The organism is Nocardia sp. NBC_00403 (assembly GCF_036046055.1).
Lineage (GTDB): Bacteria > Actinomycetota > Actinomycetes > Mycobacteriales > Mycobacteriaceae > Nocardia.
The window spans coordinates 5,097,804-5,116,128 of record NZ_CP107939.1; the positions used below are offsets into that span (position 1 = coordinate 5,097,804).

The 18,325-nt window shown below is 66.8% G+C and carries 19 protein-coding genes; 13 read left to right on the forward strand and 6 right to left on the reverse strand.

The features are described from left to right. Nucleotides 1–169: 169 nt before the first annotated feature. A complete protein-coding gene (locus OHQ90_RS22545; protein ID WP_328400538.1) occupies nt 170–1,846 on the reverse strand; it encodes a GMC oxidoreductase in 1,677 nt (558 codons plus the stop codon). 305 nt (nt 1,847–2,151) lie between these two features. Here OHQ90_RS22545 and OHQ90_RS22550 point away from each other — a divergent pair, with 305 nt between their 5' ends. Next, nucleotides 2,152–3,435 (forward strand): cytochrome P450, encoded by a 1,284-nt coding sequence (locus tag OHQ90_RS22550; RefSeq protein ID WP_442941155.1) that lies wholly within the window; start codon nt 2,152–2,154, stop codon nt 3,433–3,435. A gap of 176 nt (nt 3,436–3,611) precedes the next feature. Next, a complete protein-coding gene (locus tag OHQ90_RS22555; protein WP_328400542.1) occupies nt 3,612–4,004 on the forward strand; it encodes a PPOX class F420-dependent oxidoreductase in 393 nt (130 codons plus the stop codon). 170 nt (nt 4,005–4,174) lie between these two features. On the opposite strand, the gene OHQ90_RS22560 is transcribed toward OHQ90_RS22555, so the two are convergent. Continuing rightward, nucleotides 4,175–4,438 (reverse strand): helix-turn-helix transcriptional regulator, encoded by a 264-nt coding sequence (locus OHQ90_RS22560; protein ID WP_328400545.1) that lies wholly within the window; start codon nt 4,436–4,438, stop codon nt 4,175–4,177. A 98-nt stretch (nt 4,439–4,536) separates the two neighbouring features. Between OHQ90_RS22560 and map the strand changes: the two genes are divergently transcribed. Beyond that, complete coding sequence (map, locus tag OHQ90_RS22565; protein ID WP_328400547.1) at nt 4,537–5,304, forward strand: type I methionyl aminopeptidase; 768 nt, start codon at nt 4,537–4,539, stop codon at nt 5,302–5,304. 13 nt (nt 5,305–5,317) lie between these two features. Here map and OHQ90_RS22570 read toward each other — a convergent pair whose 3' ends face one another. After that, on the reverse strand, nt 5,318–5,557 hold the full coding sequence (locus OHQ90_RS22570; protein ID WP_328400549.1) for a hypothetical protein: 240 nt from the start codon (nt 5,555–5,557) through the stop codon (nt 5,318–5,320). Here OHQ90_RS22570 and OHQ90_RS22575 point away from each other — a divergent pair. Both OHQ90_RS22575 and OHQ90_RS22580 read left to right on the forward strand, forming a co-directional pair. Then, nucleotides 5,556–6,125 (forward strand): PadR family transcriptional regulator, encoded by a 570-nt coding sequence (locus OHQ90_RS22575; protein ID WP_328400551.1) that lies wholly within the window; start codon nt 5,556–5,558, stop codon nt 6,123–6,125. The two genes, OHQ90_RS22570 and OHQ90_RS22575, sit on opposite strands and share 2 nt — an antisense overlap. Next, complete coding sequence (locus tag OHQ90_RS22580; protein WP_328400553.1) at nt 6,122–6,505, forward strand: PPOX class F420-dependent oxidoreductase; 384 nt, start codon at nt 6,122–6,124, stop codon at nt 6,503–6,505. The genes OHQ90_RS22575 and OHQ90_RS22580 overlap by 4 nt, the downstream gene beginning before the upstream one ends. Nucleotides 6,506–6,556: 51 nt before the next feature. Here OHQ90_RS22580 and OHQ90_RS22585 read toward each other — a convergent pair whose 3' ends face one another. Continuing rightward, the gene (locus tag OHQ90_RS22585; RefSeq protein ID WP_328413036.1) at nt 6,557–7,933 is read right to left on the reverse strand and encodes a TldD/PmbA family protein; all 1,377 of its coding nucleotides are present in this window, start codon (nt 7,931–7,933) and stop codon (nt 6,557–6,559) included. A 20-nt stretch (nt 7,934–7,953) separates the two neighbouring features. Next, entirely contained in the window at nt 7,954–9,483 is a 1,530-nt protein-coding gene (locus OHQ90_RS22590) for a TldD/PmbA family protein (protein WP_328400555.1), read from the reverse strand. 460 nt (nt 9,484–9,943) lie between these two features. Between OHQ90_RS22590 and OHQ90_RS22595 the strand changes: the two genes are divergently transcribed. Continuing rightward, nucleotides 9,944–10,495 (forward strand): TetR/AcrR family transcriptional regulator, encoded by a 552-nt coding sequence (locus OHQ90_RS22595; protein ID WP_328400557.1) that lies wholly within the window; start codon nt 9,944–9,946, stop codon nt 10,493–10,495. 17 nt (nt 10,496–10,512) lie between these two features. On the opposite strand, the gene OHQ90_RS22600 is transcribed toward OHQ90_RS22595, so the two are convergent. Next, nucleotides 10,513–11,280, reverse strand: coding sequence for a sulfite exporter TauE/SafE family protein (locus OHQ90_RS22600; protein ID WP_328413038.1), 768 nt, complete (start codon nt 11,278–11,280; stop codon nt 10,513–10,515). Nucleotides 11,281–11,579: 299 nt separating this feature from the next. On the opposite strand from OHQ90_RS22600, the gene OHQ90_RS22605 reads away from it, so the two are divergent. From OHQ90_RS22605 to lnt, 7 genes are all read left to right on the forward strand, one after another. Further along, a complete protein-coding gene (locus tag OHQ90_RS22605) occupies nt 11,580–12,755 on the forward strand; it encodes a sensor histidine kinase (protein ID WP_328400559.1) in 1,176 nt (391 codons plus the stop codon). 150 nt (nt 12,756–12,905) lie between these two features. Beyond that, entirely contained in the window at nt 12,906–13,565 is a 660-nt protein-coding gene (locus tag OHQ90_RS22610) for a response regulator transcription factor (RefSeq protein ID WP_328400561.1), read from the forward strand. A 91-nt stretch (nt 13,566–13,656) separates the two neighbouring features. Then, a complete protein-coding gene (locus OHQ90_RS22615) occupies nt 13,657–14,136 on the forward strand; it encodes an FxsA family protein (RefSeq protein ID WP_328400563.1) in 480 nt (159 codons plus the stop codon). Between the two features lie 52 nt (nt 14,137–14,188). Continuing rightward, nucleotides 14,189–14,491, forward strand: coding sequence for a chorismate mutase (locus tag OHQ90_RS22620; protein WP_328400565.1), 303 nt, complete (start codon nt 14,189–14,191; stop codon nt 14,489–14,491). Between the two features lie 63 nt (nt 14,492–14,554). Beyond that, entirely contained in the window at nt 14,555–14,806 is a 252-nt protein-coding gene (locus OHQ90_RS22625) for a hypothetical protein (protein WP_328400567.1), read from the forward strand. Nucleotides 14,807–14,834: 28 nt separating this feature from the next. Continuing rightward, a complete protein-coding gene (locus OHQ90_RS22630; RefSeq protein WP_328400569.1) occupies nt 14,835–16,433 on the forward strand; it encodes an amidohydrolase in 1,599 nt (532 codons plus the stop codon). A gap of 242 nt (nt 16,434–16,675) precedes the next feature. Then, the gene (gene lnt, locus OHQ90_RS22635; RefSeq protein WP_328413040.1) at nt 16,676–18,256 is read left to right on the forward strand and encodes an apolipoprotein N-acyltransferase; all 1,581 of its coding nucleotides are present in this window, start codon (nt 16,676–16,678) and stop codon (nt 18,254–18,256) included. Nucleotides 18,257–18,325: the final 69 nt, after the last annotated feature.

An 18,325-nucleotide genomic window follows, 5' to 3' on the forward strand; every position in this document is an offset into this window, starting at 1 on the left:
CTCCGTGGCTTTACTGTTCTATTCGGACAAATAAGACAAATAATAAGTAAGGTTCCGGCGCGCTTCTCCTGATCGTGCTTATTATTTGTCCGTATTTCGACGATAATGATGCGGGCACGTTACTCGATGGGGCGTGCACAACGGTATCCTGCGTGCATCTCGGCCTCGACTACTCCCCAGAACGGATTATCTGTTCGATATTGCGCTCAGCCAGCGCGCTGATCGTCAACGACGGGTTCACTGTTCCAGTGCTGCCGGGCACAGCCGCCCCGTCCATCACGTACAGGCCTCGATAACCATGCACCCGACCGTGCCCGTCCGTTGCGCGTCCGATCACTGCGCCGCCCAAAGGATGCGAGGTGAATGAGGCGTCCCCACCGATGACCGGTGGGGCGAGGGACAGGCAGTGGCAGGCCGCCTTGTCGTTGACCTCCTGCGCTCGCGCGAGGTAGCCGGCAGCGCCGTCTTCAGGCCACTGTAGGTCCACCCGCCCGTCGGCCGGGTTGTAGACGAACCGGCCGCGGGTGTCGTCGAGCACTATGCCCAGCGACGCGAGAGTGCCGATGTCGAAAGGCGTTGCGCCGGGGATGAACCAGTTCTCCAGCGACACAGGTGCGCCCGCCTCGTCCAGAATCCGGCTCGCGGACGGCGTGCCCTGCAGACCTACGTCCAACGAGTCGAGCGGCCGTGCCAGGCCGACATCACCGTTGCTGCCCCAGCCTTCGCCGATGTGCTCGTTCAGGTTCGGCAGCGCGCCGGTCTCCCGTGCGCGCACCAGTAGCTCGGAGGTGCCGATGGAGCCCGCACCGAGGAATAGCTTGTCGCAGGTCAGCGTCCGGATACGGAGCACCTCACCGGTAGGTGCGAGTTTGGTCACGGTAACGGTATAACGACCCGACGCTCCCGGTTCCTTGGCGATGGCGTCCACTCGGTGGCCGGGGTAGATCCGGGCAACGCCGGTGTTCTCGGCATAGCGCAGGTAGTTCTGATTCAGATCGAACTTCGCGCCGTTGGAATTGCCGAGGTTCGAACAGCCGACCGTCGCCGACGGCGTCGATCGTCCGGCCAGCTCGTCGCGGATGACGTTCCAATTCCACGTGCCGTCGATGCGCTGCGGCACATAGCCGGCCGCGCGGAACTGATCATCCCAGGCCCGCGCGTGTGCGAACGCGACGGAGTGATAGATGTCGTCCGGGATCGGGCTCGGCCGCAGCATATTTCGGACCCGGGGGTAGTAGACATCATGCATCTCGTGGTAGTCGACCACACCGCCGAACACATGGTCGAAGAACCGCTGCTCCGGCTCGATCATCACCCCGGTGAACACCACCGACCCGCCGCCCACACACGCTCCGCGCCACACGTCGATGCCCGGGTAGCTGGAAACGTCGAGGACACCGCCGAACGGATCGAACGACATGGGGATCCCGGTCACGCCGGTAAAGGAGGTGCGATGCCAGAAGCCGCGACCATCCGGAATCGTGTCGACGGTGAAGATGTCGCGCCACAGATCATTCGGCCAGCGTGACCCACGCTCGAGCACCGCGACCTCGGTCCCGGACTGCGCCAGGCGCAGCGCGGTGATCGACGCCCCGAACCCAGAGCCGACGACGATCGCAGGCACATGGTCGGCCGGATCCGGCAGCGGCGCGAAGATTTCCGGCACCAGTGCGCGGTATACCGCCGCGCTCGGGTTCAGGCCGTGGTCGTCGGCCCGCGCCAGGGACCGGGCCGTCGCCAGCGTGCTTCCACCCGCAAGGCCCAGCATCATAGCGGCCAGGCCGACGCCCTTGACGAAACCGCGCCTGTCCATTGTGCCGCGCACCTGATCTGAAGGTCGCTCCATCACATCCCCAAACCTCCTGGTGATTCGGAAAACTCGGTAACGCGCGAGCGGGTGGCCGGTACCTGGCGATGATCATGGCGATGGGCATCGTCGGGGGTTGCTGATCCCGGCAAAGTCTGTTTCTACCACGCTACCTGCGAACCGGGACCACAAGCCGGAGTCGGTCCGTTCGACCACCGTGTCGGCCATACGCAGCGCCTTCCGGCCCCCTCCGTCGCCATCGCAGACGGCGGCTAGCCAAAGATTAGCCGACAGTGCCGTCGACGGCGCTCTACCATAGGGACAGTCCAGCGTGGGAGGTGACAATGTTAACGCGCGCGTGGATTCGGTGGCTGGTCCTGCATGGCCTGGCAAGGTCCTATCTCGTGTGGTCGGCGCGTCGGGGCGATCCCCTCGCGCAGATCCTGGCCGGTCCGGATCGCGGGCTCGGAGCGCCTCGATCCATCGAGGAGATCCGGCGGCGGGGACGGATGCCCACGATATCGAGGGTTCGCGTGACCGCGGACCACGAACTGTGCCGACTGATCCTGCGGGACCGTCGCTTCGGCGTGGTCACGCCCAACAATCGAGCCCTGCCGAAGCCGATCCGCTGGGTGCTGACCAAGACCGATCTGGAACTTCCCAACCTCGCGGAACCGCCCTCGATGCTGGTGACCGATCCGCCGGAACACGCCCACTACCGACGCCTGGTCGGGCAAGCATTCACGCCGAAGGCGATAGCCAAACTGGGGGAACGGGTTGTCGAAGTAACCGATGACCTGCTCGAACGCCTGAAATCGACGCCGCGACCGGATCTGATCGACGACTTCTCCGCGCAGTTGCCCATCGCGATCATCGCCGAGATTCTCGGGTTGCCCGCCGACATGCATTCGACCATGCTGAAGTGGGGAGATACCGGTGCGCCGCTGCTCGACCGAGGCCTGACCTGGACCACTTTCCGCCGCGCCATCGAAGACCTGGCCGAGGGGCAGCGGTACTTCGAACAGCACATCGCCGGGCTCAGCGCCGAACCGGGCGATGATGTGCTCAGTATGCTGGTGACAGGTGGCGAGCTCACCCGCCGCGAGCAGGTGGCCAACGCGGCCCTGCTGCTGGACGCCGGATTCTTGACGACGGTGAACATGCTCGGCAATGGAATCGCGCTGCTGACAAGCCATCCGGACCAATTGGACATGCTGACGGCGCGGCCAGAGCTGTGGCCGGGTGCGGTCGAGGAGATCCTGCGCTACGACGGTCCCATACGGATAACGGGCCGGATCGCGAGCTGTGATGTCGACATCGCCGATCAGCACGTCAAATCCGGTTCCCTGGTCCTGCTGTTGCTGGCGGGCGCCAATAAGGACCCCACCGTCTTCCCCGATCCCGAACGATTCGATGTGACCAGGGCCAACGCCGCAGAACATCTCTCGTTCAGCAGCGGGGTGCACGGCTGCCTGGGGGCCAGTCTTGCCCGACTGGAAGGCGCCGTCGCACTGCGCGGGCTCTTCGAGAGGTACCCGGATCTGCGTCTGGACGGCCCGCCGATCCCGCGTGGCCTGGTGAATCTGAACAGCTACCGCTCGATGCCCGCCAAACTATCTGCCGACTAGCCGTTGCGGGTCGTGACGTCGGTGACATCACACGGGGTTCGGTCGTGCCCTGTGAAGGCGGTGTCGATTGGGGAATAACGGCAGCTCACGGGCGATGGAAGTACGTCGTGGCGCGTAGTTCGGAATGTGACCGTAGACGGATGTCTCCAGCCCCGCCGGCGGCCTACGGTTTTGTCATGACGTGGAATGAAGTGAGCAATAGCAAGTACGCGCGGCTGACTACTTTCAAGAAAGACGGCACTACGGTCGGAACTCCGGTCTGGGTGGCGCCGGACGGCGACCGCATCGTGGTGTGGACCAACCCTTACACCTGGAAGGTCAAGCGCATCCGGCGCAATCCGGATGTCACGGTCCAGGTGTGCGACAACCGCGGTCGCACCGGAGGCGGGGAGATCCTCGCCGGGACTGCCGAGATTCTGGGCCCCGAGGGCACCGAGCGGGTGCGCGACCTCGTCGCCGACAAGTACGGCCTTGTCGGCAAACTCGCCATTCGCGGGCACAAGCTGATCAGGGGCGCGGATCGGTCTGTCGGCATCGTCATCACACCTCGCGCCGCCGCTGGGGAGTAAGGGCTCGCCGGTGCCGGTATGAGGGAGCCCATGCTCTCGGCAGTTAACGGGGCCACACGACACAACAACGCCGGGTATCTGTTTCTTGCGGGCAGTAGCCGCGCCCGGAGGCGGTTAGAAGCGCCACGATGACGGTGTGGGTCCTGTGTTCGAGCTGGCGCCCAGGGTCGTCAAGCGGATTCGGCGAGACCGGCTGAGCGCCAGGCGTCGGCTAGTTCTTCCAGGGGAATGTCGAGAACCGCGGCGACGGACACGATGGTGCCGAAGGCGGGGGTGGGGAGGCGGCCGGTCTCGATCTTTCGGAGGGTTTCCGGCGAGATTCCTGCTGCGGCAGCGGTTTCGGTGAGGTCGCGGTCCGCGCGAGCGGCGCGCAGCCGGGTGCCGAGGCGGCGACCGGCCTCGACCTGTGCGGGCGTCAGTGGGAGGCGAACCATGGCATCAGCGTATGGGCGGTATTTAAATACCGCAAGTGGCTGGTATTAAAATACCGCACCGGCTAGGGTGGTATTAAAATACCGAACGGAGCAGGTTGATGGTGGAGCTGAAGAGCCGCGACGAGATTGCGCGGATGCGAGTCGCGGGGGAGTTCGTCGCGGAGATCCTGGCAGCGCTGCGGCAGCACGCGCAGGTCGGCGTGAACCTGCTGGACCTGGAAGCTATTGCGCGGGAACGGATTCGGCAACGGGGCGCGGAGTCGTGCTACTGGGATTACGCGCCGTCGTTCGGGCGGGGCCCGTTCCGTAACACCGTCTGTTTATCGGTCAATGACGCTGTGCTGCACGGTCTTCCGTTCGACTACGTGCTGCGTGATGGCGATGTGCTGAGCATGGATCTGGCGATCGGCGTCGACGGTTGGGTGGCGGATTCGGCAGTCAGCGTGATCGTCGGCCGGGCCGCGCCGGAGGATGTCCAACTGGTGCGGGCCACGGAGGAGGCCTTGGCTGCGGCAATCGCAGTGGCGTTGCCCGGCAATCGGATCGGAGATATCTCCGCCGCGATCGCGGATGTGGCGCATGGCTACGGGTATCCGGTGAACACCGAATTCGGCGGGCATGGCCTCGGGCGCACCATGCACGAAGACCCGCACATACCGAACGCGGGGCGCGCCGGGCGCGGATACCGGCTTCGGCCGGGGCTGACGATTGCCATCGAGCCCTGGTTCGCGGCCACGACCGACCAGATCTACACCGATCCCGACGGTTGGACGATTCGGTCGGCCGATGGCTCGCGCACCGCGCACTCCGAGCACACCGTGGCGATCACCGCCGATGGACCGGAGATCCTGACGCTGGTCGGATGACAGGCGGCTCAGGTCAGCTTTCTTCGGATAGCCAGTCGGCCAGATCGGTGGCCGCGCGCAGCTCTTTCGCTACCGACATGCGCTCGGCCTCGGACAGCTTCATTGCCCGCAGTTCGGTGCGCCACCGTTCGCCACGGGCGGATTCGTTCGTGGCAACGGACAATTCGATCAGCGCGGATAGTGCCCGTGCCTTGTCCGCGCGGGTGGCTTCGACGCCGAATCGTCCGAGTCCGACCTTAAGGAGCTCGTTCATGTCGGTCGTTCGGCTGCTCGTCCTCGGTGTGATGCGGTTGCGTCAACCCACCTACGGCTATGCGGTGCGCCGCGAATTGTTGTCTTGGCGTGCGGAAACGTGGACGAACGTCAAACCGGGCCCGATCTATCACGCGCTCAGGCAGCTGACCCAGGAAGGCAAACTCAGCGCCTTGGGGACCGAGGGCAGCGATCAGGGCCCCGGCCGCACCCTGTTCGAAGTCACCGAAGCCGGCGAGGCAGAGTTTCGCGCGCTGATGGACGAGGCGCTGGTGAGCATCGACATGGAAGAACTCGGCGCCGCGATCGCGTTCATGGACGCGCTGCCGCGTGCTCACGTCATCGAGAAGCTGCGCGAACAGCGCCGCCGCAGCGAAGCCGTCCGCAACGACCTGCTCGCCATGATTCCCTCGTTCCCCGGCCGCTACGAACCACCACACGCCACCGACCTGCTCGAACTGTGGAGCGGAGTGTTCGGTCACCTGGCCGGGTGGACCGGCGGCCTGCTCGAACGGTTGGAAGCGGGCGAATACCGGATGCCCGACCGACCGAATACGCTGCCCTCATGACGAACACGCTCGGGGCCGTCGGCAAGGCGGATTATGTTCTGCTGACAACGTTCCGGAAGGACGGCACACCCGTCGGCACCGCCGTGTGGGCGGCGGCCGACGCAGGCAAGCTGTATGTGTGGACGGTGACCGACAGTTGGAAGGTGAAACGACTGCGTCGCAACGCGGCCGTCACGGTGCAGCCGTGCAGCGCCTCGGGCAAGCCGCACGGCGAGGTGATCGAGGGCACCGGGCGGGTGCTCGATGCGGAGGGCACCGAGCGGGTCCGCAAGCTACTCAAGAAGAAGTACTGGCTGCTCGGCCCGCTGGTCATTCTCGGAAGCACCCTGCGCCGTGGCAAAGCGGCCACCATCGGCATCGAAATCACACCCGTCGCCTGACCGTCCCTGGGCACGGTCGGATGATCGGCCGCCGACCATTGCCCACGTCGGTCAGGTCGCCTGACTGACCGAAGACATGTGGAAGTCGGGAATTCGCAACGGCGGCATGGCCGTCCGGGTGAACCAGTCCTTCCATTCGCGGGGGAGCGTGGTCTCGGTCGCACCCGCTTCACTGACGCGGCGCAGTAGATCGATGGGGCTCTCGTTGAAGCGGAAGTTATTGACAGCGGCGGTGACTTCCCCGTTCTCGACGAGGTAGACGCCGTCACGAGTGAGTCCGGTCAGCAGCAGTGTGGCCGGGTCGACCTCGCGGATGTACCAGAGCGTGGTGAGCAGCAGGCCGCGTTGGGTGCGGGCAATCATATCGTCGAGATCGGCGTCGGAGCCGCCGGTGAGCAGCAAGTTCTCGGCGGGCAGCGTGGTGGGCGCATCGAATTCGGCGGCGGTGGCGCGCGGATAGACGAGAGATTCGATGACGCCGTCGCGCAACCAGTCGACCCGCTGTGCGGGCATGCCGTTGTCGAAGACCGAGAGCGCCTCCGAGGAAGCGGATGTCGCGACGAACGGACGGTATTCGAGACCACCGGCCCGCGGGTCGGAGTACAGGGTCAGCGGAATGTCGGTGAGCCGCTCACCGATTCGGGTACCGCCCGCGCGGGCAAAGGCGGTGTGACCCTCTTGCGCGCCGCGGCCCTCCATCTCCCAGGCCATGTAGATCATCAGGTCGGCGACTGCCGAGGGCGGCAGCAGGGTTTCGTAGCGGCCCGCGGGCAGCTCGACGCGCCGCTTGGACCAATCGAGGCGACGTGCGAGCTCGGTGAGCAGGCGCGGAATGTCGACATCGGTGAAGTCAGCGGTGCCGACACCGACCCAGGCGCTGGCCAGATCGGCCCCATCGCCGCGTTTTCCATTGATCTCCACCGAACCGGTGGGCTGCACGAACCGGCGTCGGATACCGGTCGAGGTGCCGAGCCAGGTGGTGTGGATCTGGTGGTGGGCGAAACCGTAGAGGCGATCGGCACCGTCGAAACCCTTGGACAGGTCGCGGGCGAGGTCGGTGAAAACCTCGATGCCGGTGCTGCCCGGCGCCGCCGCCCAGTCGGCTGCGTTGTCGATGTCAGGGGTGAGCAACGGCATCGCGTCTTTGGCGGGTTCGGCGGTGCGGGCGGCCGCCTCGCTGGCACGCACCATGGCCTCGATGTCCTTCGGGTCGACACTGGTCGAGCTGATGCTGCCGACCCGCGCGGAGTTCGGTCCGTCGCGGAAGACCGAGATCACCGCCCAGTCGCGGGAAATCGAGGAGCCGTTGGTGGTCATCGAATTGCCTGCCCACCGCAGTGAAGCCTCGTTGGCGTCGGTGACGATCACTATTGCCTCGTCCGCGCGCGAGAGGGCGAGCGCCTGCTCGACGACCGCGCCCGCGGGCATCAGGCCGGTACCGATCGCGTTCACTGGCCCGCCTCCGTCCGGGTGTTGAGAATGTTGATGCCGCGCACCAGAATCGATGGGCAGCCGTGACTGACCGCGGCGACCTGACCCGGCTGGGCCTTGCCGCAGTTGAACGCACCGCCGAGCCGCCAGGTGGACGGTCCGCCTACCGCCTCCATCGAGCCCCAGAAGTCGGTGGTCGTCGCCTGGTAGGCGACGTCGCGGAGCTGGCCGTCGAGCTTGCCGTCCCGGATACGGAAGAACCGCTGGCCGGTGAACTGGAAGTTGTAGCGCTGCATGTCGATCGACCACGACTTGTCGCCGACGATGTAGATGCCGTTCTCGACGCGCGAAATGAGTTCTTCGGTCGTGGTGTCGTGGGTGGGATCGGGTTGTAGCGAGACGTTGGCCATGCGCTGGATCGGGACATGGTGCGGCGAGTCGGCGTAGGAGCAGCCGTTCGAGCGGTCCAGCCCGAGACGCGGAGCGAACACGCGGTCGAGTTGGTAGCCGACGAGGACGCCGTCACGCACCAGATCCCAGCGCTGCCCGGCAACGCCTTCGTCGTCGTAACCGACGGTGGCGAGACCGTGCTCCTGGGTGCGGTCGCCGGTGACGTGCATGATCGGGGTGCCGTACGGCAGGGTGCCGAGCTTGTCCGGCGTCGCGAACGAGGTACCGGCGTAGGCGGATTCGTAGCCGATGGCGCGGTCGTATTCGGTGGCGTGGCCGATGGACTCGTGGATGGTCAGCCACAGGTTGGTCGGGTCGATGACCAGATCGGTGGGGCCTGCCTGCACGGTCGGGGCTTTTACCTTCTCGGTCAGCCACCCGGGGATCTGTGCGAGCTCGCCGCCCCAGTCCCACGTGCTGTCCGTGCCGGTGAGGTACTCCCAGCCGCGTCCCGCGGGGGGCGCGAGGGTACGCATGGTTTCGAAGACGCCCGCCGCGGAATCGACGGTGATCGCCTCGAATTGCGGATACAGCCGTACCCGCTGCTGGGTGATGGTCGAGCCCGCGGTGTCGGCGTAGAAGGTCTGTTCCTTGACCTGCAGCACCGAGGAGGTGACGTGGTCGACGCCGTCGGCGGCAGACAGTCGGCCCGAATAGTCCTGCAGCAGCGCGACCTTGTCCGTGGTCGACACCGCGAAGGGGTCGATGTCATACGACGACACCCATCGCACATTGTCGTAGCGGGGCTCCGCGGCAAGCTCGACGCGCTCACGGTTCAGCGCACGCAACGTCGTTGCCACCGTCACCGCGCGGCGGGCCACCTCGGTCGCGGCCTGTGGGGTGAGCGCGGCGTGCGAGGCGAAGCCCCACGTGCCGTCGACCACCACGCGGACCGCGAAACCGAGATCGGTCGCATTGGTGATTGCCTCCACTCGGCCGTCTCGCAAGCGGATCGACTGGGTGACCAGCCGGTGTACTCGCAGATCCGCGTGCTCTGCCCCCGCCGCCTTCGCCGCGGACAACGCGGCATCGGCGAGCGCGGTCAGCGGCAGCGAAAGGAACTCGGCGTCCACATCCTTGGAAGTCGCGATGCTCACCCGGACCAACTTAGTCGCTCCCCTCGCTACAGTGGCGCAGCACCGCAAATACACGCCGCGCGAGTATGCCTACGGCGCAATGTTGCATGAACCGCAAAGCGGCACACGATGCTTGCGCGGTGCCCCGTATCGCGACAGCCCAAAACGCTTGAATGGGTGAATGTTCGGCCGAGCCCTGGCGAACCGCGACGCACCAGATCAGAGGTTCGTTGCTATCGGAAGTGCAGGCTGCAGGACGCCGCGCCGGTCGTCGCAAATCGGGGTGGATGGGACTTCGACCATCGCAAATGGGTAACGGCACGCGCGAAACCGTCGCCTACCGTACCCAAGTCGCCAAATGCCGTACTGTGCCCGCGTGCCGCCATCCGCCCTCCGCGATCGCAAACGAGACCGTACCCGCCGCGCCCTCCTCGAGGCAGCCGTCGAACTATTCGAGAGTAGAGGCTACGAGGAAACGACGGTGGCCGACATCGCCGCCGTGGCGGAGGTCGGCACCCGCACGTTCTTCAATTACTTCGCGAGCAAAGAAGAACTGCTGTTCCCAGAGCAGGACGAACGCGTGCGCGCGGCGGTGGCCGCGATCGCCAGCCGTCGCCCCGGCGAACGTCCGGTGGAGGTGCTGCTGCGTGCGCTGCGCGCGGCGGGCGACAATCCCGGCGAACATCTCGTCGACGATCTGAGCGCGCGGATCGCCGCATTGCGCGCACAGGTCTCGCGGATCGTGCCCGCGGTGAGCGGGCGTGCGGCGCACGCACAGTTGGTCGCCCAGCGGGAGATCGCCAGGCAACTGCACCACGCGTTTCCCTCGGAACTGGACGAGGTCGGCGCCGCGGCGCTGGTCGGTGCGGTCGTCGGGGCTGTCTCCGGTGCGCTCACCGTGCTGTTCCAGAGTCCGCACGCCGGTGCGGAGGACGGCGAGCGACTGCACCAGCACATCCACGAAACGACCTCGCGGGTGCTGCAACCCTGGCTCGCCTCGAACTCCACCATGCACGCCCATCCGGTCGGCTGAACACTGCGCTTGCCTCGTCAGCCGAATTGCTGCCAGCCCAACCGAACCACCATCACGATCACCACCACGAGCAGCACGATCCGCACGAACTCCGCGCCCTTGCGTAAAGCCATGCGTGAGCCGGTGATCGCGCCCGCCACATTGCACACGGCCATGGCCGCGCCGAGCCCGAACATGATGTGACCGGTCACGCCGAAGAAAATCAGCGCGCCGACGTTCGACCCGCAGTTGATCACCTTCGCCATCGCCGCAGCGCGCACGAACTCGGTGCCGAGCAGCGTCGCGAAGGTGATGATCAGAAACGTGCCGGTGCCCGGTCCGAGCAGGCCGTCGTAGAAACCGACGAGCCCGGCGGCCAGCGCGACCACCAAGATGAATTTGCGCCGCGTCGGCGGATGCGTCGCGATCGTGACACCGATCGCTGGGCGCAGGGTGACGAAGACCGCGACCCCGACCAGCACCACCATCACGATCGGAATGAACAGGTCGCGGTCGATGAGGGAGACCGCGGCAGCGCCGGCCGCGGCGGCCACCGCGGCGATGCCCGCGGCCGGCAGCAGTACCCGCCAGCGCATCGGAACCTTCCGCGCGAAGGTCGCTACCGAGGCTCCTGTGCCCGCGACGGCCGCGAATTTGTTTGTGCCGAGCGCGGTTTGCGGCGTGATCCCAGGCGATACCAGGAACAGGGTCGGCAAGATGATCAATCCGCCGCCACCGACCACCGCGTCGACCCAACCCGCGGCCGTAGCGGCAACCAGTAAGGCCGCCCAGTCTGCAAAATCCACGCGGTCAGGAAACCAGACGGGCGGGGGTCGGATCGTCGGCACCCATGTGCTGCGGCGGTCGACCTGCCGCTTCGCGCGGATCTCCCGAGCGTTCGCCATGCGGGAGCTGGGATCGCCGGGGATGCCCGAGCCGGGGTCGGCCGCATCGATGAGATCGGCGGGAGCGCTGGTCTGTGTGGGTCGGGCCGACATGCGCGGAAGGTCGATCCGGCGCGCCGAGCTGATCGCGGGCCGGCCGACACGCGGGATCTCCCGATCGGCCCACCGAGTGTGTCCGACCTCGACATAGGCTGATATTTGTGCGCCGATTCAGTCTGTGGCTTCGCGGTAGGCCCCTTGTCGCGGATTCGGGCCTGGCCATGGCGTTGTTGCTGCTCGAGGTGCTCGGCGTGGCCAATTCCGATCACAAGCTCGCCTACCTCGGCATCGGGGTGCTACTGCCCGGTCCGGTGGCCTTCCGTCGGCTGTATCCGCGTGCGATGGCGGCGGCGATGCTGGCTCTGTCGATCACCTCCACGGTGGTCGGATATTTGGCCGAGGACAAGGCCGATCACATCGCACTGTTCGGGCTCGGCATCATGCTCTACACACTGGTCGCCTATGTCGGCCGCCGCGAGGGTCTGTGGTTCGCGGCTGGACTCGCGGTGGACAGCAGTTTTTCCTTCCTGCTGTTACACAAGCCCGCGGGCAGCGACGCTATCTTCACCGCGATGTTCTTCCTGCTGTGCTGGACGCTCGCGGAATTCATCGGTGCACGGCACGCCTATGACACCGAGGTCGCGGCACGACTCGCGGTCGCCGACTACGACCGGGAACGGCGTGCGCACGACGCGGTGTCCTTCGAACGCACCCGTATCGCGCGTGAACTCCACGACGTCGTCGCGCACGCGGTGAGCGTGATCATCGTGCAGGCCGACGGCGCGAGGTATGCACTGCGTCGCGACCCCGACGCCGCCGAGCAAGCCCTCACCACCATCGCAGGCACCGGCCGCGAGGCACTGCGCGAACTGCGCCGCACCGTCGCGCTGCTGCGTATCGAACCAGCGCTCGAGCAGGTGCCGCAGCACGGGACCGCTGGCATCGCCAAGCTCGTCGAGATGATGCGCGGCACCGGCCTCGCCGTCGAACTAGAGCTGACCGGGGAACTCGACACCATCCCGCCCGAGGTCAGCCTCGGTGTGCACCGCATCGTCCAGGAATCACTGACCAACACCCTGCGCCACGCGGGCCCGCACCCGAAAGCCTGGGTCCGGGTGCTGCGGCGGGAGACCGACGTCCTGATCGAGGTCACCGACTCCGGCGGTATCCCGGTCCAGGACCCGAACGGCAACGCGATCAAGGGCGGCGGTATGGGGCTGGCCGGAATGCGTGAGCGCATTGCCGTCCTCAGCGGCACCCTCGAAACGGGCCGCGCTACCGACGGCGCCTGGCGCGTGTGCGCGACTATTCCGCTCGACATCTCCGACGAGACCTGAGGCTGAGCCGGAATCATCCAGTAGTGCAACGGCTTTCGTGATGGGGCAGCCGAGACTGCCGGTCCGGGAAGGAAACAGGGCGGCACAGGATCGGAAGGTGGGCGAGGCTGGACCGGCGGGGTGGACCCGCAGGGACGATAGATTGGGCAGGTGCCGATCACTGTTCTCGTTGTCGATGACCAGGAACTCATGCGCATGGGGTTGAAGATGGTGCTGGGTGCGCATCCCGACATCGAGGTGATCGGAGAGGCCGAGAACGGCGCCATGGCGGTGTCACGAGCCAAGGAGCTGCGGCCGGATGTGGTGTTGATGGACGTGCGGATGCCCGTCGTCGACGGTGTCACCGCGACCGGGCGGATCGTCGACGCCGGCGACGGCTGCCGAGTGCTGGTGATGACGACGTTCGATCTCGACGAGCATGCTTTGGGGGCGCTGCGGGCGGGGGCGAGCGGCTTCCTGCTGAAGGACACCCCACCCGAGGATCTGATCTCTGCCATTCGGAGCGTGGCGGCGGGGGACGCGGTGGTGTCGCCCAAAGTGACCAAGCGGCTGCTGGATCGGCTTATTGCCGACGACCCGGGTGGGATGCGTGACCCCGGTGTCCTCGACGTGCTGACCGCGAGGGAGCGTGAGGTGCTCGAGCAGATCGCCGCCGGTCGCTCCAATGCGGAGATCGCCGAGCAGTTGTACCTTTCGGAGGCGACCGTCAAGACGCATGTGGGCCGGGTGCTGACCAAACTCGGTCTGCGCGATCGAGTCCAAGCGGTCGTGCTGGCGTACGAGACCGGCTTGGTGCGGCCGGGCGGGTAAGCGTGAGGTCTCAGCGAGATATCAGGCTCGTTCGGGAGAAAAGCGGGTCCATGGTGCGTTGGAATGAAGTAGATCGTCCGAAAGGGGCGCCATGCCTGCCGTATTGTTCGTGCTTTATCTGGTCGTCGAGTTCGCCGCGCTCTTCGGTCTCAGCCAGCTGATCGGCACCTTTCCCGCCATCCTGGTGCTGATCGGGGTATCGGCTGCGGGCGTGCTGCTGATCCGCTCCCAGGGCAGGCGCGTGTTCGAGCAGCTCGGTCGCGCGGGCCGCGGGGAGGCCGCCCCCGGCGCCGCTGTCACCAACGGCGTACTCGTTGCCGCAGGCACCTTCCTGATCTCCATCCCCGGCCTGGTCACCTCGGTGGTCGGCCTGCTCCTCCTCCTGCCGCCGACCCGCTTCGTTATTCGGCCGTTCGTGACCGCCCTCGGCGCTCGGCGCCTCAGCCGCCTGGCCGCCGCGATGCCTTACCGCGGCGTGGTCATCGACGGTGACAATGTCGTCGATGGCGTCGTCGTCTCCGAGTGGTATGACGACGGACGGTCGTCGACTCGGCGCGCGATCGGTGACTGAGCTGTCGGGGTCGGACTGTCGAAGTGCGTGCCGTGCCCTAGGGTCTAGCACAATGTCCGATCCGATGTCACTCGCACATATCCGCTCCCGCATCGATGCGCTCGACGCGGACCTTGTCCGGCTCTTGGCCGACCGCCAGGAACTGGTGCGCATGGCCGCCACACACAAGACCGATGAGCACGCGGTGCGAGCGCCCGCCCGGGTAGAGGCGGTAGTCGCCTTGGCGCGGGAGCGCGCCGCCGCGGCGGGGTTGGCGCCCGCGGTCGCCGAATCGGTATGGCGGGCAATGATCGGCGCCTTCATCGAACTCGAACTGGCGGAGCAGGCCGCGATTCGCGACCGGGTCGGCTCGTAGCGCTTTCGACCGCTGGGCACCCGCCTACTTCCCCACGGCGGTCCGAAGGGCTATCGTGCCCAGATGGCCACCGAGCAGCTCACCGTGACGGTGAGCCAGGAGCTGGCCGCAGCCGTCAGGCAGGCGGCGGCGGCTGCGGGACAATCTATTTCCGGATTCACGGCCGCGGCGCTGCGGCTGGAGCTCATTGCTGTGGAGGCGGGTTGCCGCGCTTCGGGCAGTGGGCACGGTGCGTCGCCGCCCGCGTATGCCGAAGTCATGGCGCTGTTGGCGTTGCCGCCCGACGAGTCACCGCAAGCGGCGCTGAAAGGCTGACGAGCCACATACGGCAGACTGGTCTCCCGTGAGTACCCAGTTGCTGATCGGCGGTCGCTTCTACAGTTCAAGTTCACCTGACGCGACGGCGATGGCGGTGACCGACGGGACCGTGGTGTGGCTCGGCGCTGAGCAACCGGGCCGGGCGCTGCATCCCGATGCGGAGATCATCGACCTCGGCGGTGCGTTCGTGGCACCGGCGTTCGTCGATCCGCACGTGCATGTGACGGCGCTCGGCTTGAAGCTGACGGGGTTGGACCTGTCGCTCGCGCGTTCGCTCGCCCACTGCCTGGAACTGCTGCGCGAATACGCGACCGCACATCCCGAAGGGGCGATCCTCGGTGACGGCTGGGACGAGACGCGCTGGGCTGAAGGCAGGCCGCCGACTATCGAGGAGATCGACGCTGCGGCGGGGATCGGCCGTCAGGTCTACCTGTCACGGGTCGACGCGCATTCGGCAGTGGTGTCCACCGCGCTGTTGAACGCCGTGCCCCAGATAACCGGCGCGACCGGATTCACCAGGGGTGAACCCTTGCGCGTCACCGCGCATCACCTGGTGCGCACGACCGTGCTCGCGGGATTGGATCGGGCCCACCGTGATCGGGCCCGCCGGGCGGCTCTGGATGCCGCGGCCGCCCGTGGCATCGTCGCCGTGCACGAGTGCGCTGGACCGGAGATCGCGGGCCGCGCCGACGTGCGCGAACTGCTCGAGTTCAAGCACGGTGTCGAGGTTCGCGCGTACTGGGGTGAGCTGGTGCGCACCGCGGACGAGGCGCGGGCCCTGGCCGGTGAACTCGGTGTGCATGCACTGGGCGGCGATCTGTTCGTCGACGGCTCGCTCGGTTCGCACACCGCCTGGCTGCGCGAGCCGTATGCCGACTCCAGCGGCTCCGGCATCGGCTACATCGACACCGACGCGATCGCCGCACACGTGCAGGCGTGCACCGAGGCAGGCGTCCAGGCGGGCTTCCATGTTATCGGCGACGCCGCGATGGACGCGGTGGTCGCCGGATTCGAGCGGGTGGTGACAGCTCTGGGCGGACCGGCCGTCGCCGCGCGCGCGCACCGCGTCGAACATGCGGAAATGATCGATGCCGAGCAGATCCGCAAACTCGCCGCCTGGGGTGTAATCGCCAGCGTGCAACCCGCTTTCGACGCGACCTGGGGCGGGCAGGACGGAATGTACGCCGCCCGACTCGGTGGTGAACGCGCCGCCACTTTGAATCCCTTCGCCGCGATGGCCGCTGCCGGTATCGCGCTCGCGATCGGATCGGACGCACCGGTCACTGCTCTTGAACCCTGGTCGGCCGTCCGCGCCGCCGTCCAGCACCGTACTTCCGGCCACGGTCTCTCGCCGCGCGCCGCCTTCGCCGCAGCAACCAGGGGAGCGTGGCGAGCGGGCGGAGTTCGCGACGGCATCGCGGGCACGCTGATCCCCGGCGCTCCCGCATCCTACGCGGTGTGGGACGCCGACGAACTCGTCGTCGCCGCAGCCGCGGACACGGTCCAGCGCTGGTCCACCGACCCGCGTTCCCGCGTTCCCGGACTGCCCCCGCTGGACCTCGATGCGCCACTGCCGACCTGTTTGCGCACCGTGCACCGCGGAGTAACGATTCATGAAGCGTGAAACCGGCGGTATCGCAATGACATCGGATCTCGATGCCACCGCGCGGCCTGCATCGTGGAGCGCGCGACCGTGACGAACCCAGCAGGCCGCGGGTCGACGCGATCGGATTTATGGTCGATGACCAGTGGGGACCCGGTGGGAGACGGGCCGATGGGTGTGGTGGCGGAAGGCGGCCACCGGTGAACCGTGAGTGGGGCGCTGCCCTATGGCGGCAGCTCACGACCCTCATCGAACGGCATCCGGTGTGGTGGCGGTCGGTGTCGGCGGTGCTCGCGGGTGTGTTGTTGTTCGGCAGCTTCCCGCCGCGCCCGTGGTGGTTCCTCGCGCCGCTCGGCATCGCGGTGCTCACGCTGACGGTGCGCGGCAGTGGCAGGCTGCGCGGCGGATTCGGCTACGGATTCCTCGCCGGCCTCGGGTTTTTCATTCCACTGCTGCCGTGGACGGGGATCTACGTCGGCCCGGTGCCGTGGCTGACGCTTTCGACGGTGTGTGCGGTGTATATCGGACTTTTCGGACTGCTGGTGCGCCTGTTGTGCACGTTGCCTGCCTGGCCGCTGTGGGTCGCGCTGGCCTGGACGACGACGGAATGGGTCCGATCCAGCTTTCCCTTCGGTGGGTTTCCGTGGGGCCGTGTGGCATTCGGTCAGGCCGACGGATGGTATCTGCCGTTGGCGATGCTCGGCGGCGCTCCGTTGATCGGCTTCGCGGTGGCGTTGACCGGTGCTGCGGCGGCGGCACTTGTTCTCCAGCTGCGGGTGGCAGCGCGTGCGGACGCCGAAGCAACCCGTAGCCGGCCCACTCGCCTCGGGATTATTACTGCGGCAGTGACTCTGGCTATCATGCCTTGCGCCGGAGCGATCCTCCGGTCCGCGCTGCCCGACCCGGAGGATGGCGACCGGATGATCACGGTCGCCGCGATCCAGGGCAGCGTGCCGCGGCTCGGGTTGGACTTCAACGCGCAGCGGCGCGCCGTGCTGGACAACCATGTCCGGCGCACCGAGGAATTGGCTCGGGCAGTCGCGGCGGGGCAGGTTCGCAAGCCGGACATCGTGATCTGGCCGGAGAACTCGTCGGACATCGACCCATTGCGCAACGCCGACGCGGGCGCGCTGATCACCGAGGCTTCGCAGCAGATCGGTGCGCCCATTCTGGTCGGCGCGGTGCTGGTGAACGCCGACCGCACGACGACCAATTCGGTGATCGTGTGGAACGGTGCGGCGGGTCCGGGGGAGCGGCACGACAAGAAGATCATCCAGCCGTTCGGCGAATACCTGCCGATGCGCAGCTTCTTCCGACTGTTCTCCGAATATGCCGATCGTGCCGGATATTTCGTGCCCGGTCACGGCGACGGTGTGGTGCGCGCCGACGGCGTCGAGATCGGTGTTGCCACCTGCTATGAGGTCGCCTTCGATCGGGCCTTCCGTGATTCGATGCGGGCGGGCGCCCAACTGCTGACCGTGCCGACCAACAATGCGACCTTCGGCGACAGCGAGATGACCTACCAGCAGCTGGCCATGTCGCGCGTGCGCGCGGTCGAGCACGGCCGCGCGCTCGTCGTCGCCGCGACCTCCGGTGTCAGCGCGATCATCGGGGCGGACGGTGCGGTACAGCAGGAGACCGCCAAGTTTGTGCCCGCCGCGCTGGTAGCCGAGCTACCGCTGCGCAGCTCGATGACATTTGCGACCCGAATCGGACCCGCGCCGGAACTGCTCTCGGTTATCCTGACCACTGCCGCTGTGGTGTTCACGGTTACCCGGCGGCGCAATGCCCGCGGTAGCACAGCGACCGGTGCGGATGCTTTCCTCGATGAGCCGGTCGGTTGATCCTGGCGCACGTTCGATCCACGCTGCCGCCGATGGTTCCATGCGGCGGTTGATCTTCTCCACGCAGCG